12 protein-coding genes are annotated in these 16,870 nt (G+C 44.4%); 4 read left to right on the top strand and 8 right to left on the bottom strand.

Translation table 11 applies throughout. The annotated features are described in order from the left end of the window. Positions 1-70: 70 nt before the first annotated feature. Together hutU and hutC are read right to left on the bottom strand one after the other, a co-directional pair. Complete coding sequence (gene hutU / locus DXX92_RS01115) at positions 71-1,780, bottom strand: urocanate hydratase (protein WP_115998743.1); 1,710 nt, start codon at positions 1,778-1,780, stop codon at positions 71-73. Positions 1,781-1,826: 46 nt separating this feature from the next. Further along, a complete protein-coding gene (gene hutC, locus DXX92_RS01120) occupies positions 1,827-2,534 on the bottom strand; it encodes a histidine utilization repressor (protein ID WP_115998744.1) in 708 nt (235 codons plus the stop codon). 224 nt (positions 2,535-2,758) lie between these two features. Between hutC and hutI the strand changes: the two genes are divergently transcribed. Both hutI and DXX92_RS01130 read left to right on the top strand, forming a co-directional pair. Then, positions 2,759-3,988: an imidazolonepropionase gene (gene hutI, locus DXX92_RS01125; RefSeq protein WP_116002250.1), complete on the top strand. Its 1,230-nt coding sequence runs from the start codon at positions 2,759-2,761 to the stop codon at positions 3,986-3,988. A 381-nt stretch (positions 3,989-4,369) separates the two neighbouring features. Continuing rightward, a complete protein-coding gene (locus DXX92_RS01130) occupies positions 4,370-6,598 on the top strand; it encodes an EAL domain-containing protein (RefSeq protein WP_115998745.1) in 2,229 nt (742 codons plus the stop codon). 133 nt (positions 6,599-6,731) lie between these two features. On the opposite strand, the gene rraA is transcribed toward DXX92_RS01130, so the two are convergent. After that, complete coding sequence (rraA, locus tag DXX92_RS01135; protein WP_115998746.1) at positions 6,732-7,217, bottom strand: ribonuclease E activity regulator RraA; 486 nt, start codon at positions 7,215-7,217, stop codon at positions 6,732-6,734. A 178-nt stretch (positions 7,218-7,395) separates the two neighbouring features. On the opposite strand from rraA, the gene DXX92_RS01140 reads away from it, so the two are divergent. Together DXX92_RS01140 and DXX92_RS01145 are read left to right on the top strand one after the other, a co-directional pair. After that, positions 7,396-9,393, top strand: coding sequence for a putative bifunctional diguanylate cyclase/phosphodiesterase (locus DXX92_RS01140; protein ID WP_115998747.1), 1,998 nt, complete (start codon positions 7,396-7,398; stop codon positions 9,391-9,393). A gap of 317 nt (positions 9,394-9,710) precedes the next feature. Continuing rightward, positions 9,711-11,303 carry a methyl-accepting chemotaxis protein gene (locus DXX92_RS01145; RefSeq protein WP_115998748.1) on the top strand — a complete coding sequence of 531 codons (1,593 nt, stop codon included), beginning with the start codon at positions 9,711-9,713 and terminating at the stop codon, positions 11,301-11,303. 8 nt (positions 11,304-11,311) lie between these two features. Here DXX92_RS01145 and DXX92_RS01150 read toward each other — a convergent pair whose 3' ends face one another. From DXX92_RS01150 to priA, 5 genes are all read right to left on the bottom strand, one after another. Continuing rightward, positions 11,312-11,728: a gamma-butyrobetaine hydroxylase-like domain-containing protein gene (locus tag DXX92_RS01150; protein ID WP_115998749.1), complete on the bottom strand. Its 417-nt coding sequence runs from the start codon at positions 11,726-11,728 to the stop codon at positions 11,312-11,314. Positions 11,729-11,771: 43 nt separating this feature from the next. After that, complete coding sequence (gene hslU / locus DXX92_RS01155) at positions 11,772-13,100, bottom strand: HslU--HslV peptidase ATPase subunit (protein WP_115998750.1); 1,329 nt, start codon at positions 13,098-13,100, stop codon at positions 11,772-11,774. A 9-nt stretch (positions 13,101-13,109) separates the two neighbouring features. Further along, the gene (gene hslV / locus DXX92_RS01160; RefSeq protein WP_115998751.1) at positions 13,110-13,643 is read right to left on the bottom strand and encodes an ATP-dependent protease subunit HslV; all 534 of its coding nucleotides are present in this window, start codon (positions 13,641-13,643) and stop codon (positions 13,110-13,112) included. Positions 13,644-13,766: 123 nt separating this feature from the next. After that, the gene (locus DXX92_RS01165) at positions 13,767-14,315 is read right to left on the bottom strand and encodes an SPOR domain-containing protein (RefSeq protein WP_116002251.1); all 549 of its coding nucleotides are present in this window, start codon (positions 14,313-14,315) and stop codon (positions 13,767-13,769) included. A gap of 100 nt (positions 14,316-14,415) precedes the next feature. Then, on the bottom strand, positions 14,416-16,737 hold the full coding sequence (gene priA / locus DXX92_RS01170; RefSeq protein WP_245961376.1) for a primosomal protein N': 2,322 nt from the start codon (positions 16,735-16,737) through the stop codon (positions 14,416-14,418). Between the last annotated feature and the right edge of the window lie 133 nt (positions 16,738-16,870).

A 16,870-nucleotide genomic window follows, 5' to 3' on the forward strand; every position in this document is an offset into this window, starting at 1 on the left:
ATATAGCAGCTTTTAAAAGTGCTGATTGTTTTTTGCTAGTTATTTTGTGCTGGTTGTTTCTTACCAATTATTAAGCGCGTGGCTTGCCGTTAGCGCCGTCAATCATTGGCAAGTCTAAACCTTGCTCTTGCGCGCATTTGATGGCGATATCGTAACCAGCATCGGCATGACGCATTACGCCTGTACCCGGATCGTTCCATAAAACGCGACCTAAACGGGTGGCTGCTTCGTCAGTGCCATCAGCCACAATCACCACACCAGCATGTTGGCTAAAGCCCATGCCAACACCACCACCGTGATGTAAGCTAACCCAAGTGGCGCCGCCAGAGGTTGATAGCAGAGCATTCAATAATGGCCAGTCAGAAACTGCGTCTGAGCCATCTAACATACTTTCGGTTTCGCGGTTTGGTGAGGCAACTGAGCCAGAGTCTAAGTGATCTCGACCAATCACGACTGGTGCTTTTAGTTCGCCATTTTTTACCATTTCATTGAATGCTAGTGCTAAGCGAGCGCGATCTTTTAAGCCCACCCAACAAATACGTGCTGGTAAACCTTGGAACGCAATACGCTCTTTCGCCATATCTAACCAGTTGTGTAAGTGCGGGTTATCAGGGATCAGCTCTTTAACTTTCTGGTCGGTTTTGTAGATATCTTCTGGATCACCTGACAATGCAACCCAGCGGAATGGGCCAATACCTTCGCAGAATAATGGGCGTACATAGGCAGGTACAAAGCCCGGGAAATCAAAGGCATTGGTAATGCCTTCTTCCAGTGCCATTTGGCGAATGTTGTTACCGTAGTCAGTTGTTGCAGCACCGGCGGCTTGTAAGTCCAGCATCGCTTGTACTTGTACTGCCATTGATTGCTTCGCTGCTTTGACTACAGCTGCTTCGTCTTGCAGACGCATTGCAGCCGCATGCTCCATACTCCAACCTTGCGGTAGGTAACCGTTCAGTGGGTCGTGCGCCGAGGTTTGGTCAGTCACTACATCTGGTGTGATACCGCGCTTTACTAGCTCAGGGAAAACATCAGCCGCGTTACCCAGTAAGCCAACAGAGATAGCTTCACCTTTGGCACATGCGGTATTAATGATGTCTAACGCTTCGTCTAAGCTTGTTGCTTTTTTATCGACGTAGCGGGTTTTTAAGCGAAAATCAATGCGTGATTCGTCACATTCAACGACTAATGCGCTGTAACCGGCCATAGTTGCTGCTAGTGGCTGAGCACCACCCATGCCGCCCAATCCGCCAGTAAGTACCCACTTACCCTTGGCGTTGCCACCAAAGTGCTGTTTTGCCATAGCAACAAAGGTTTCGTAAGTACCTTGAACAATACCTTGCGAACCAATGTAAACCCAAGAGCCTGCGGTCATTTGGCCGTACATCATTAAGCCCTGCTTATCGAGCTCGTTGAAGTGCTCCCAATTGCCCCAGTTTGGTACTAGGTTAGAGTTGGCAATTAATACTCGTGGTGCATCGCTGTGAGTGCGAAAAACACCGACTGGCTTGCCCGATTGCACCAGTAAGGTTTCATCGTCTTCTAATCGATCCAAGGTTTCGACAATCTTGTCGTAGCATTCCCAGTTGCGAGCGGCACGGCCAATACCACCGTAAACTACTAGTGATTGAGGGTGCTCAGCTACTTCATCATCCAAGTTGTTCATTAGCATGCGCTTAGCTGCTTCGGTTAACCAGCTTTTTGCGGTAATTTCGCTGCCAGTTGCCGCTTTAATCTTGCGGCTTTTGTCTAATCTAGGGTCAAGGCGAGGATCATTTGACATGGTCTGCTCCTATAAAAGTGTAATGGCTATTAACATTAGCGCTTGGCTAATCGTTAATAACAATATGGCCGCCGAGGCGATATTTATCGCCCGGCGACGTTAAAATAGCGACACTCACTACCCCTTGGCGCGCCCAAGTACGGCGCCTAACCCTGAGGCAAGGTTGGTGGTGATCAATATTTAATTGCTGGCAAACCGATTCGCTTGCCAACACAGCTTCAATTTCATGGGTTGCTTCGGTTAGTGGCGCAACCGATGATAAAAATTCGTGTGGTGTGATTTGGTTAAAGTCTTGTGCCAAATAATTTGGCACTAAGGCGCTGCTGACATAGCGCTGCTCTAATTGAATAGGCCGGTTGTTTTCTAGGTGCAGCACTTCAGAATAAAACACTTTATCGCCCGGCTGGCAGGCCAGCAGAATCGCGATTTCTTCATCAACACTAATCGATTCCAGCACCAGTTGTTTGGCTTGGTATTCGTGTCCGCGTGATTGCACTTCTTCCGCGATATTCTTGATTTCTAATAGCGACGATTGTGATTTAAAGGTGGCGACAAAGGTGCCAGCTCCTTGCGAGCGCACTAATACCCCTTGCTCGGTCAACTCTTGTAAAGCGCGACGAGCTGTCATCCGGCTAACAGTAAACTGTTCAGCAAGCTCATTTTCTGACGGTACTTTGGCATGCTGCGGCCATTGACCAGACTCGATCTTATTTAAAATAAACTGTTTGATGATGCCAAACTTAGTGGTTGTCATCCCTTTGCTGGTCGCCATAACGGTGCGTACTGTAGTCGATAAATTTAACTTGTATATACAATCTCATGTTTTTAAAAAAATAACAACACTTGTATATACAAGTGTTGTGTCGATTTTATTGTTCAACTATAGTTCGAATAAATGATAGCGCTGTTACAGATATGCTTGGCATATGGGCTTTTGAGCAAACAGCCGCAACTTTTGATGAAGAGAAGATGAAGATAATGACAGCAAGTCACTGGCAGCAACTTATTATAAACGTCAACATCGCCACCATGACTGAGGGCGGTAACGGCTATGGTGAGATTAAAGGCGGCGCATTAGCAATTTCGAATGGCAAAATAGCTTGGTTGGGCGCAATGGCTGATCTACCAAGCTATGATGCTAAGCAGCTAACTGTCATTGATGGTCAGGGCCAATGGTTGACACCTGGGCTGATAGACTGTCATACGCATTTGGTGTTTGGTGGTAGCCGCGCAAACGAATTTGAAATGCGTTTACAAGGTAAAAGCTACGAAGAAATTGCTAATGCTGGCGGCGGTATTGTGTCAACGGTTGCCGCCACGCGCAGCGCTTCGCAAGCGGAATTAGTCGAGTTAGCTAAACCAAGGTTGGCAGCACTTTTCGAACAAGGTGTGTCAACCGTTGAGATTAAGTCTGGCTATGGCTTAGACACTGAAACCGAGATAAAAATGCTGCGCGCTGCGGGCGAGTTAGCTGAGCAGTTTCCGGTTAATGTTCAACGAACCTTCCTTGGTGCGCATGCCTTGCCTGTCGAATTTCAAGGCAGGGCAGATGAATATATTGAGCTGGTTTGCGATGAAATGTTGCCTGCAGTTGCACAGCAGGGTTTAGCTGACGCCGTTGACGTATTTTGTGAAAGTGTGGGTTTTACGTTAGCGCAAACAAAACAAGTCTTTGATGCAGCCAAACAGCATAACTTAGCGATTAAAGTACATGCAGAGCAATTATCTAATTTAGGGGCAAGTGAATTAGCGGCAAGTTATGGCGCGCTGTCGTCTGATCATGTTGAGTTTCTGGACGAAGCGGGCGTTGAAGCGATGGCACACGCTGGCATGACGGCCGTGCTATTACCTGGTGCCTTTTATTTTCTTCGTGAAACGCAATTACCGCCTATAGAATTGCTGAGAAAGCATGGGGTTGCAATGGCTGTCGCCACTGACGTAAATCCAGGAACATCACCGTTTTCTTCCCTAACCTTAATGCTAAATATGGCGTGTACTTTGTTCCGTTTAACGCCCGCAGAAGCGTTAGCTGGAGTGACTTGCCATGGTGCCAAGGCGTTAGGCTTAGCTGACTCCAAAGGTCAGCTCAAAGTAGGGTTTGATGCCGATATCGCCCTGTGGAACATTAACCAACCAGCGGAACTTTGCTATCAGTTTGGTGTTAACCCATTGTCAGCGTTATTTATTAATGGTGAAAAAGTAAAATAATTACATTTATACCAATCCGCATAAATAAATGTTCACTCAGCTTGAGATAAAACGTTTTAATGCAAGGCGCGTATTTACTCGTCATAGTTATTCTATTTTTTTTAATAGAGAGTAAAAACATGCAACACAGCAGTAAAGCGTTTTAGCCAAGCCTTTCAGGAGCTTTTCAGCGGCCCAATTACGGCGCAAAATTTTCTAGATGTAGAGCAACTATATCGGCAAAAATCTTTCTTGTACTTGAACCGCTTAAATAGCTCTGAGTTGAGCATATTATTATACGGATTGGTATTAGATAGCATCGCCGAATGACCACTGTACAAATTTAATGCATTTGATTAGTCTAGACTTATCGACAAGGCTAAGTTAAGTGTTTGATGGAAGATGGATTTGTTAAGTGGTCGTTCAGTTTATCAAAGGTTAGTTGCAAAACTTACCCCTGCTTCTTTGGTTTCACTTTGTTGTCAACTGTGGTCAATGCTTTTCGTTATGGGTTTATTAAGCTTTTCTGCGTCGGCTAGTACTCCTCTTTTAGCCAGCGAAGTTGATGGCGCAAGCGTTATATCCCATTCATTTACGTTTATTGATTTTAATATTGCCTTTGTACTGGGCCTTAGCCTGCCAATGTTATTGGTCGTGTTGCTGGTGCGTCGGTTAGTGCCTAACCCATGGTGGTACTTTAGTGCGTTAATGCTTAGCGCACTTGGCTTTCTCTATTCATTAAATTATTTAACAGACAATCAAGCACCAGCGGTGCTGAGCTTTGCTATCACCTGTATTGCCTTGGTGTATTTGTGGTCATTTGCGAGTACAAACATGCTGTTTGTGGATCATGAAAGCGAATATTTTGCCCACGTGAAGCTGGGTGAGAAGGTACTGATTGCCGCCAGTGTTATTTATATTGGCACCATTTGGCTAATCCCGAGTATTGATGCTTACATTGGTTGGCTAGCGTTTGTCGCACTAGTGCTGTTTACCGGCGCGGTGCAAATCGCCATGATGGCAAAAATAGCACCTGAACATGTTATTCGATTGGTCGGACAATGGCTGCTGGTCGGCATGTTTTGCGGTGTTATCTTCTTTTATTTACATGCTCAGGTTGAGCTTGAATGGCTAGTGATCAGCTTTGTGTTAAGTTTTTGTGGGGCGCTAATCAATTCGAATTGGGAGTTAGTCCAGCGCATTTACCAGCTCATTAGTGAGCAAAAAGAAGTGAATGCTAAACAGCTCACTGATGAACAGATTTTTAGCTTCACTCATGACCCCGCTACGAATTTGCCTTCATATCAACAAGCAATTTTGCGTTTCGAGCAGCTAAGCTTTCAAAATCAGCTAACCGATTTCGCTGTGGTTGTGGTTAAGCCGAAAAACTTCACCGACGTGAACCGTGTGTTAGGGCATCAAAATTCAGACCTCTTATTACTCCAGTTGGCATATTGCCTTAAGCGAGAAGTCGCCGATCTCAATTATCTGATGAACTTCGACTTTTCAGATATTAATGCCAAGCTTGCCAGGTTACCGAGCTTACACTTTATGCTGGCAGTTGATTTGAACAAAATAACTCATAGTAAAGAAATTGTTGTTGATGAACTTTGTCGAAGGTTAGCAGGCGCAGTACCTCCGGCGATGAGCTTTAAAAGCTTTTCCCTGCGTTTTGAACTAGCATGCGGTGTCGCCTATACCAACGAGCATGGCCAAACATTAGCTGAAGTTATCGCGCATGCAGGTGATGCTGTGATGGAAGCCCAACGTCGCAATGCACTATGGGTAGAATTTGATGCACAAGTTGCACTGCACAGTGATCAACAATTGCAGCGAATGGAGCACCTAAAGCTCGATATTCAGCAGGACAAAGTACAGTGTCAGTTGTTGCCACAAATTGATTTAGGCAATCACCAAATTCGCGGTTTTAGCCAAGTTGCGACATGGTATTACAATGGTGAAAACCTGCCACTAGAGGCGTTTATTGATGTTGCCGAGCAAAGTGGTGAAATATTCACGCTGTCAAAGAAAATGATAGTACATGCCTTTAAAGCACTCTTTGAATTGAAAAAGCTAAATATCTATCAACCGATAGGCATTCCAGTATTAAGCGAAAAGCTGTTGGAGCCTGATTTAGCGGAATTCATTGAACAGCAAATTGCGACCTATAATATTTCGGCTAAATATCTGGTTATTCAAATGAGTGAGCCAGTCATGCAGGCGGCATGCGAGCAAGCCAAGAACCTGATTGATCAACTAAAAGCGCTAGAAGTGAAAATTTGTATTGCCGATTTTGATGGCAGCTATGAATCGCTTCGCTATATTCGTAAATTGTCTGTCGATCAAGTAAACATTAGTTGCGAACCCCTATGTTTGGCTGAAGCCGGCAGTGCAGAAAAGGCGATTGTTAACTCATTGGTGAGCTTGGCAAGAACTATGAAACTATCGTTTGTCGGTAGCCACGTAAACAGCAAACAAGGGTTAGAACATTACCGAGCTATGGGTGGGCAAGCGGTTGAAGGCGACGCGATGAGCCCACCGATTCAATTAGCTGATATCGCGACTTGGACGGAAACTTGGTTTAAACGCTACCCGTCAGCCCATACTCGAAATAGCACATTGAATATTTAACACTTATTCTTATGAGCCCAAGTAAGTTATGAGCTCAACTAAGTTATGAACGAGAATGGATGATGAGGCGAGTGTTTGAGGGCTGTTTTCCTGCCCTCGTTGTCATTTGTGTTAGTAATTGCTCGATTGGCCTCTATTCTATATCTAGCGGATCGGGTGATAAAATCACGCCGGTATTGTCGGCATAAATGTGGTCATCAGGTAAGAAGGTGACACCTGCAAAGTTAATGGCCAAATCGCTCTCACCCACGTCGCTATCGGTTGCGCCAACAGGAATAGACACAAGACCTTGAATGCCTAAATCTAACTCTTCAATGGCATCGACATCGCGAACACTGCCATAACAGACAATACCTTCCCAATTGTTTTCCACGGCCAATTCGGCAATTTCAATATCAATAAGCGCGCGACGAGTTGAGCCACCACCATCGATAACAAGCACTTTACCTTCACCGTTTTGGCTTAGCACTTCGCGAATTAGTCCGTTATTTTCAAAACATTTAAGGGTAACTACTTGGCCACCAAATGAATTACGGCCACCATAGTTACTAAAAATTGGTTCTAACACATCGATAAGATCGGCGTAAATATTACATAACTCTGAAGTGTTATATTCCATAATGGTCTCTCAACTGGGTGGAACGGCGAGTAGCCTTATTGATTGTTAGTTTAGTATAGCGAGTTAACGCGTCTAGTCTCAATTGTTAATGTCTTGTTTATAATAAGATTGTTGCTTGAAATCAAAGAAAAAACACTATTAAATGAGTAACTAAGTAGTTTTTCTTGCCAAGGCGCTCATGAACGAGCAGTTAGTTGCTAATACATTTTTATACCTGACAAATGCAATTGTCTTTGGCGTTCTCTCCTTTTTACTGTGGCAATTTTATCGCGGATTCGGTAGTAAACATGTCAGGCTTTGGCAGTTCAGTTTACAAGCGCTAACCACAAGTCAGCTGGCCATGTGTGTTAAGGCGTATACCGTTTTATCTTCACCAACCAGTCTTAGCCAAGTATTGTTAGAAGGTATCTATCAGAGCAGTTATTTTGTTTTTGTCTGCCTGTTTTTGATTGGCTTGTATATCGCCCAAACCCAGAAAAGCCTAGCTCGTAAGCATATAGTTGTAATAACAGGGGCAAGCTTTTTATTTGCTTGGCTGATAACGTTAATTTACGCATTTGCCGATGGGCATGTTTATGATCGCTTCTTTATGCGGGAAACAGTGCCTCAATTTCTGTTTGGTATTGCCTACATTGGCATGGCATTTTTTAGCTACCGAACACCGCCAGCCCACGTTTCAAGCCGCATTATGCAAATTTCGTTTGTAATTTATGGGCTGCGCTATTTTGTATTTTCGATGTTATCAACGGTGATGATAGCTGAGGTATGGTTTAGTCACGTTATTCGCTTCTTCAATTTCTTTGATATCGGCTCACATGCGGTGATCGGTTTTAGCATGCTAATTTGGATGCAAGGAGCTGAACGAGCAACAGCGAAATCAGCTACGAATAAGGCACAATATCTTGGACGACACGATTCACTGACCGGCTCGTTAAACCGTGAGCAAGTGATGGAGAAAATGCCAGAACTAATGCGCACGGCTGGCTTAAACGGTAAAAAATTGAGTATCTTTTTACTGGATATTAAACGTTTTAAGTTTGTTAACGATACTTATGGCTTAAAAACGGGCGATTTTATTTTGGGTGAAATTGCTCGCCGCTTGCGTGATAGCTTGTTTCAACCGCAAATTGTTGGCCGTTTAAGCGGTGATTCTTTTGTTTATGTATTCGAGTTTGAGCAGCGCCAGCAAATTCCTCGTGCCCTAAGCCATTTACATGAATTAATTGCCCGCCCATATCAATATGATGGGCAAGATATTATGTTGCAATGCAGCATTGGTTACAGCTTTTATCCAGAGCATGCGGAGAAGGCCGAAACCTTATTGCAGTTGTCAAATCTTGCACTTTTCCATGCGGAATCACGCAATGAAGCGAGCAAGCAGTACAGTGACGATATGCAGGTGCAAGGTCGTCATCTATTAGCCATGGAAAAAGCCATTAAGCTGGCAATGGAGCGTGATGAATTTGAACTCTATTTCCAACCTCAGCTCAATTTATTGACTAATAAACTTGAAGGGGTAGAGGCATTAATTCGCTGGAATCATCCAACAGATGGCTTGCTTTCGCCTGATCGCTTCTTGCCTGATATCGACGCATTGGCACTCAATAGTGTCTTTGATAACTATGTGTTGGACAAAGCCTGTCGTGCTATTGCACGTTGGCATCAAGCCTATCATCGCTGGATAACGGTCGCGGTGAACATTACTGCGGTTGAGTTCCAAGATCCTAAATTCGTTTCTAAAATTCAAACTTTGTTACTTAGGTATGATCTACCGCCAAACTATCTTGAATTAGAAATTACTGAAAATGTAGTGATGACGGACTTACAGTCAGCAATGGATACTATTGTTGAGCTGCAAACCATGGGGATAAAAGTATCGATTGATGATTTTGGTACTGGCTATTCATCACTGGCGTATTTGCGTAATTTACCGATTGATAAAATTAAAATTGATCGCAGTTTCGTTAATGAAATGGCTGAGAATGATTCAGACTTAACTATTGTTAAATCTATGGTGCGCCTATCTCATGGGTTAGGTAAACGCGTATTGGCCGAAGGGGTAGAAACGCAAACTCAGCTCGATATTCTGCGCACGCTTAATTGTGATGCGGTGCAAGGCTATTTTATTAGCAAGCCGATTTGTGAAGCTGATTTAGTTAAATACTTTAAGCGTTAGCAAACAGGCCTAGTTGCAGTCCACTTATGACCTTGTTCTTTCGAGAGTTATCTGATGTAAATCAATATCCTTATTTCTAACTTCACTAGCATAATCAAATGCAGACACCTTGTTGAAATCGCGTAGCTAAAGTTAAAACAAGTTAGCATTACTGTTAACAGAAGTTTATCTACTATTCTTATTAGAATTCAGCCAGTTGAATACCAATTTCTAGCTGAGTGAATGATTTTGTCCAATTATTAAGAAAGAAAACTAGGTGAATCAGTGTCTTTTCAGTTCACAAAGTTATTACCATTTGTCTTAGCAGGGGAAAATTGATGCTAATTAAACGAAAATTAATGCTCAATACAACGATATCGGTTGTAGCCATGCTTTTTATGCTATGGCTACTCACTTTTACGATTTCGTCCTTAGAAAACAACATTCAAGTTGCTCGCCACATAGGCAAAATTGAAAGTCATGTGCTGCAGCTGCGCAGGCATGAAAAAGATTTTATTGCGCGTAAAGACATGGCGTATGTGGACAAGTACCAAGATACTACACAGAAGCTTAAAGCAGAAGTCGACGCCTTGGCGTTAGGATTTCAGAAAGTAGGTTTAGATAGTGCTGAAACAACAGCGATGCAAAGCGTGTTAGCAAGTTATGAACAGGCATTTACAGAGCTAGCTAATACACAGCAGGTTATTGGTTTGCATCCTAAAGATGGTTTATATGGCTCACTGCGTAGTGCCGTGCATGACGTTGAAACCTTAATTGGTAAAGATGACTACCAGTTGTTAAGCGGTATGCTGCAGCTACGTCGCAACGAAAAAGACTTTATGCTGCGCTTGGATGAGAAGTATGTAACGCGTTTACAAAACAACACTGCAAAGTTAGTCGAGGCGGTGCGCGCTAGTGGTTTTGATGAAGACAAAAAATCGAATATTGTTACCTTATTAAACTCTTATCAATCTGCATTTTTAAACTTGGTTAATGAACAGCGTAAATTAGGTTTAACCCCAGACCAAGGTATTCAAGGTGAAATGCGTGCGACAATTCACCGAGTTGACGAAATATTAGCGCGCTTAATCACGATTAGCTCTGACGAAGTTGCCCAGTATACAAGCTTTGTTGAACGCCTTGCTTTTATCGCGTTTTTCATCATATTAGTTGTGGCGATTGGTTTCGCTAGCTATATCGCTAAGAGCGTTCTCATTTCTATTCGCCGTTTACAAACATCGATGTTGGCCATTTCACAATCTAACGACTTAACCATAGAGATTGATGCCAGTGGTAACGATGAATTATCTGAGATGGCAAAAGTGTTTGAAACCATGGTACAAAACTTTCGCAACTTGATTGTTGAAGTAAACCAGTCGGTGACCACGCTTAATGATGCGACACAGCAGGTAGCAAACAATATTAGTGTTACCAACCAAGGTGTCGCGTCACAAATTCAAGAAACGGATATGGTGGCAACAGCCGTTACTGAAATGGTCGCAACCGTGGATGAAATAGCCAATAACACGCAAGAAGCGGCTCATAAGGCAGAGCTTACTAATGAAAACGCGTCGCAGGGTAAGCAAGGTGTTGACCACACCAAAGGTCAAATTAGCGCATTATCAGAAAACTTAGCAGACTCTGAGCAGATAGTGCAGGAACTAGCAAAAGACAGTGAAACCATAGGTTCGGTACTTGATGTTATTCGTGGTATTGCAGAGCAAACCAACTTATTAGCATTAAACGCGGCAATTGCCATGGCGATTAAAGAGCAAAGTGCGGTGGCGACAGAAGTAAATAAGCATGTCGTATTAATCCGTGATGTTGCTGAGCAGTCAGGACAAATGGCACAGCAAAATGAACAAATGAGCCATGAGCTATCAGAGCAAGCTCATAAACTGCAATTAGAAGTTAATCGCTTTACTGTTTAGAAGATCAGCTAAAGCTGCTTAATATCGATCATAGCATCGCGGCTATGGCCGCTGTTGCTAAGTTGTTGCAAATAGCCTTGCCACAAATGATCGGCTTGCTGGTGAAATAGAGCAAGCTGAGCTTCAGAATAAATCACTTGATAGCTATCATCAAAAAGCAGTCGGTAACCGTGTTTACCGACTGCTTCAATGCGCGTTAACACAACATCTTTTTTATGCGTCGCCAGCGCAGGTGCTTTGCCTTTCGGGTTGCTAGAGGCATTTGCAGCAAAAGCACTGATGGCTTGGCTACTTTCAAGTACTCGTAAAAATTCATAGCTAAACTGCCAGCTTTCAGTCAGCGCTTGATTGCCTGTTTCAGACGAAAGCGCAACCGTTAGCTGCTTGTGCTGATGGTGTAGCTGAAATTTTACAATGCTTAACATAAATAAAGTTGTGCCAGTGAATACTGAAATATAGTTAAACCGCTTAAAGAATAAAGCGGCTTAAGTCTTCATTTTGTACCACGTCGTTTAGCGTTTTTTCTACGTAAGCAGTATCAATCACAACTTTCTCGCCAGAACGATCGTTAGCGCTGTATGAGATTTCCTCCATTAGGCGCTCCATCATAGTATGTAAGCGACGCGCACCGATGTTTTCGGTGGTTTCATTTACTTGCCATGCCGCGTTAGCAATCGCTGAAATACCATCTTCAGTGAACTCTACATCAACGCCTTCAGTTTTCATTAACGCGATATATTGCTCGGTTAATGACGCATTTGGTTCAGTTAAAATGCGTACGAAATCTTCCGTGGTTAGGGCTTTTAATTCAACACGAATTGGTAAGCGACCTTGTAACTCTGGAATTAAGTCTGACGGTTTTGCCATTTGGAAAGCACCAGAGGCGATAAACAGAATGTGATCGGTTTTGACCATACCGTGCTTAGTGCTCACCGTTGAACCTTCAACTAGAGGAAGTAAGTCACGTTGTACGCCTTCGCGCGAAACGTCTGGGCCTGAGCTGTCGCCACGCTTACAGATTTTGTCAATCTCATCCACGAATACAATACCATTTTGCTCAACCGCTTCTAGCGCTTTGGTTTTGATATCGTCTTGGTTAACAATTTTCGCGGCTTCTTCTTCCTGCAAGGCTTTAAACGCATCTTTAATTTTTAGCTTACGTTTTTTGGTTTTATCGCCCGACATGTTTTGGAACATGCTTTGCAACTGCGAGGTCATGTCTTCCATGCCCGGAGGCGCCATGATCTCTACACCCATTGGCTGTGCTGAGATATCAATCTCGATTTCTTTGTCGTCTAGCTTGCCTTCACGCAACTTCTTGCGGAACACTTGACGGGTACTGCTATTGTCGCTGGTTTCTTCGTTGCCAAAGGTATCGCGCGGGTTTGGAATAAGCACATCAAGTACACGCTCTTCTGCCGCTTCTTCGGCAAGGTGCTTAACGCGCTCCATTTCTTGCTCTTTGGTCATCTTAACTGCCATATCAGTTAAGTCGCGGATAATGGTTTCCACTTCTTTACCAACATAACCGACTTCGGTGAACTTAGTCGCTTCCACTTTGATAAACGGTGCGTTAGCAAGCTTGGCTAAACGGCGGGCAATTTCGGTTTTACCGACACCCGTTGGACCGATCATCAAAATGTTTTTTGGCGTTACTTCTGTGCGCAGCTCTTCGTTAAGCTGCATACGACGCCAGCGGTTACGTAGGGCAATGGCAACAGCGCGTTTAGCGTCGGCTTGGCCAACAATATGGCTATCTAGTTCATGAACAATTTCACGTGGGGTCATATTCGACATGATAATTCCTTACTTCTCTTCTGCGCCAAGTTCGTCAATAGTGTGATGCTGGTTGGTGAACACACAAATATCACCAGCAATAGTGAGCGACTTATCAACGATGTCGCGGGCAGATAATTCGGTATTTTGTAACAGTGCCAGTGCTGCAGCTTGCGCATAGTTGCCACCGCTGCCAATAGCAATTAAGTCGTGCTCTGGTTGCACCACATCACCGTTACCAGTAATGATTAAAGAAGCGGTTTCATCAGCAACGACTAGCATGGCTTCTAATTTGCGTAGGGCGCGATCGCTGCGCCAGTCTTTGGCCAGTTCAACCGCTGATTTGGTTAAATGACCTTGGTGCATTTCCAGCTTGCTTTCAAAGCGTTCGAATAAGGTAAATGCATCGGCAGTACCGCCAGCAAAACCAGCGAGTACTTTATCGTGATAAAGGCGACGCACTTTTTTTGCGTTGCCTTTCATTACTGTATTGCCTAAAGAAACTTGGCCGTCGCCACCGATCGCAACTTTACCGTTACGTCTAACTGATACAATTGTAGTCACACTACACCTCAAACCTGTGGCTGCTGGTTACCAGCAGCGCGATAAACATGTTTGATAAGATGGGTGTGTTTAGTGGATTTTCAAGTTGTCGCTGAAAAATTAAGTCAGCTTAAAAGAGATGAACTATCTCCACAGCCAAATTTGGCAGGTGGTAATATTGTTGCGCTTAAGCTTGTGCTTGTCGGCTTCTGCCAGTCGCTTGCGCGGGTATGGGCCAAGGGCAACCTTGTACCAAATGCCATTTTTACCTGAGCTTTCTGACACTTTCGCTACTAGGCCGCTAAAGGCAATTTGTGCTTTCATCGCTTCTGCTTGGCTGCGCTTTCTAAACGAGCCACACTGCATTTTATACGGGCCTTTTTCTTCCACTTCGTAGTGGCCGCCTTCGATTTGCGTGCCTTGCTTAAGCTTGTCGATATACTGCCACTTTTCAGCCGGCGGCTCAGGTAGTTTTTTGGTGGCTTTTACCGCAGGCGCTTGTGGCGTTGGTGTGGCGATCGGTTTAACGTCTTTTAAAAACCACAAAAAGTAACCGGCACCAGCAACGGCTAAGACAGTGAATAAGGTGATCAGCTTCACTTTTAATGGCATTCCCGTCGCCTCTGGCTGCTGCTTTTTGTAAGGACTTTTCTTTTTATTGTTCGAGCGGGAAACGTAATCCTGTGGTGCCATAAAAAAATCATAAAACTGCGGTAAACAAGAGCCGCTATTGTAGCGAAATAAGCGGAAAAAAAAAGCCTGCAAGCAAGTCCTAATCAAGTAAAAACAAGGGTCACCAACTAAAATCTAGGGGGTCAACATCTACTGACCAGCGCACTTTATTGGTTAATTCATGATTTTCCAAAAACGGAATCACGTGCAGCATCGCTTGATGCAGCGTTTTACGCTGCTCACTTTGCACTATCAGGTGATAGCGATAGTAGCCGGCTTTTTTCTCCATGGTCGCGGGAATTGGGCCAACGAGTTGACAATGGTTTAGCCCTAGTTGGCTGACCGCCATTAAAAACTTGGAGGGGTAAGACGGGTATTTCGCTTCGGCGCGGATCAGCACTTGATAGCCAAACGGTGGCAAGCGGGCAAAGTTGCGCTCAGCCAAGGTTTGCTGGGCAAAGTGGCGATAGCCATTGTTAACTAAATCTTGTAGCAGCGGGTGCTGAGGATATTGGCTTTGGATCAGCACCTTACCGGGTTTACTGGCACGACCTGCACGACCTGCTACTTGCACTAACAGCTGCGCCATGTGCTCAGCGGCGCGAAAATCAAAGCTAAACAGGGCGCCATCAACATTTAAAATCACCACTAAGGTGACATCAGGGAAATGGTGACCTTTGGCAAGCATTTGCGTACCCACCAAAATGTCGTGCTCTTTATTGTGAATGGCTTGCAGCAATTTGGTTAGTTCGCCTTTGCGCCGTGTCGAATCGCGGTCAATGCGCACCACGCTATTATCAGGAAACCAGCCGGCTAAGTGTTGTTCAAGTTGTTCGGTACCTTGACCAACGGGCGCTAAACGTGTGCTACCGCATTGCTGGCATTGGTGCACAATACGCTTTTGATTACCGCAGTGATGACAGACTAAAAGCTGATCTTTTTGATGCAGGGTGAATGGTTTATTGCAGCGCTGACAGTCAGCGACCCAATGACATTCTTGGCAATTAATCGCTGGCGCATAACCACGGCGATTTAAAAACACCAGCACTTGTTCGCGGCGTTTTAGCGTATCGGCAATTGCTTGTTTAACTGTGTCGCTCACTCCTGCAGTCAAGAGTTCTTGATTAACATCCACTAAGCTCATACTTGCTTGCACACTGTTACCAGCACGCTTGTTTAACTGGTGATAATGAAACTTGTGTGACAGGGCATTTTGCAAGCTTTCCAAACTCGGCGTGGCACTGCCCAGCAATATTGGAATATTGAGCTGACGTGCTCGTAAAATTGCGGCATCTCGGCCGTTGTAGCGAAAGCTGTCTTGCTGTTTTAGCGAGGCGTCGTGTTCTTCATCAACGATAATCAATCCAAGTTTATTGGCTGGCGTAAAAATGGCTGAGCGCGTACCGATAATGATGCCCGCATGACCACGATAAGCTGCGCGCCAAGTATCTAAGCGTTCTTTGTCGTTAAGTGCTGAGTGGTGCAAATATATTGGCACGTTAAACCTATGCTCAAAACGTGACAGGGTTTGCGGGGTTAAGCCAATTTCTGGCACGATCACCAGCACTTGCTGATCATTGGCTAAGGTTTTCTCCATTGCCTGCAAATACACTTCTGTTTTACCACTGCCGGTAATGCCATCGAGCAAATGGCAGCTGAAGTCTTGATGACTTTGGTTGAGGGCGGAAACGACAATGGCTTGCTCTGGCGAGAGTTTCAGGCGGTTATCTTGATTTAAGTCACCTTCATGCCAGTGACACGGCGCTGGTACTATCTCTTTTTCTTCGATTAAGGCTTTATTTTGCAGCGCCGTTAATTGCTGTTTTACAAAACCTAGGGTTCTTAATTCTGGCCAACTGGTACCCGTTTGGTTATGGCGAATAACCTGATAAAGCTCTAATTGCTTTTTCGCTTTTGTACCAATGGCACTGAGTGCTTCCTCTTCGCTTGATTCAGTGACAAACCAACGGGTTTGGTAGCTTAAATCGGGCGCTTCAATCTGTCGTAATAATACCGGCAATGCCTGCTGGAAAATATCACCGATTGCGTGGTGATAGTATTGGCTTAATGTCGTTAAAAAAGTCACTAAGTTTGGCGGCAGCGGATATTGCTCAGATACGCGGCTAATAACGGATTTGATCTTGTCTGCGCTTAGCGCGGTGCTGGTATTGGTCGCCAGCACAATACCCACTAATTGGCGACCAGCAAACGGCACAACGACTCGTTCACCGATTTGAATTACTGGCGAATTAAGTGCTGACGGCAATTCATAGGTATAAAGTTGCCTAGTGGGCACTGGCAGGGCAATGTCGATATAGCGCTTTTTTTGCTCTAATTTGGCGATTGAGCCGGCTTCAGAAAGTTCTGCCTTATGTTCGGCATGATTTTCGGCGTAGCTTTCAGGGCTCTGCTTGGCGCTATCTTTTGCGTGCTTTTCAGACAAGATCTTTGGTCAGAGTTGGCAATAATTTGTCTATTGTGACCAGATGAGGGCGAACTGCCAAGTGCCTTTAATCGCTTTATTTTTTGCTTAGCCAAATGTTAATCAAAAACGCTAAAATTACATAAATGGCTAA

The sequence above is a fragment of the Thalassotalea euphylliae genome (genome assembly GCF_003390395.1).
GTDB classification, from domain to species: Bacteria; Pseudomonadota; Gammaproteobacteria; order Enterobacterales; family Alteromonadaceae; genus Thalassotalea_F; species Thalassotalea_F euphylliae_C.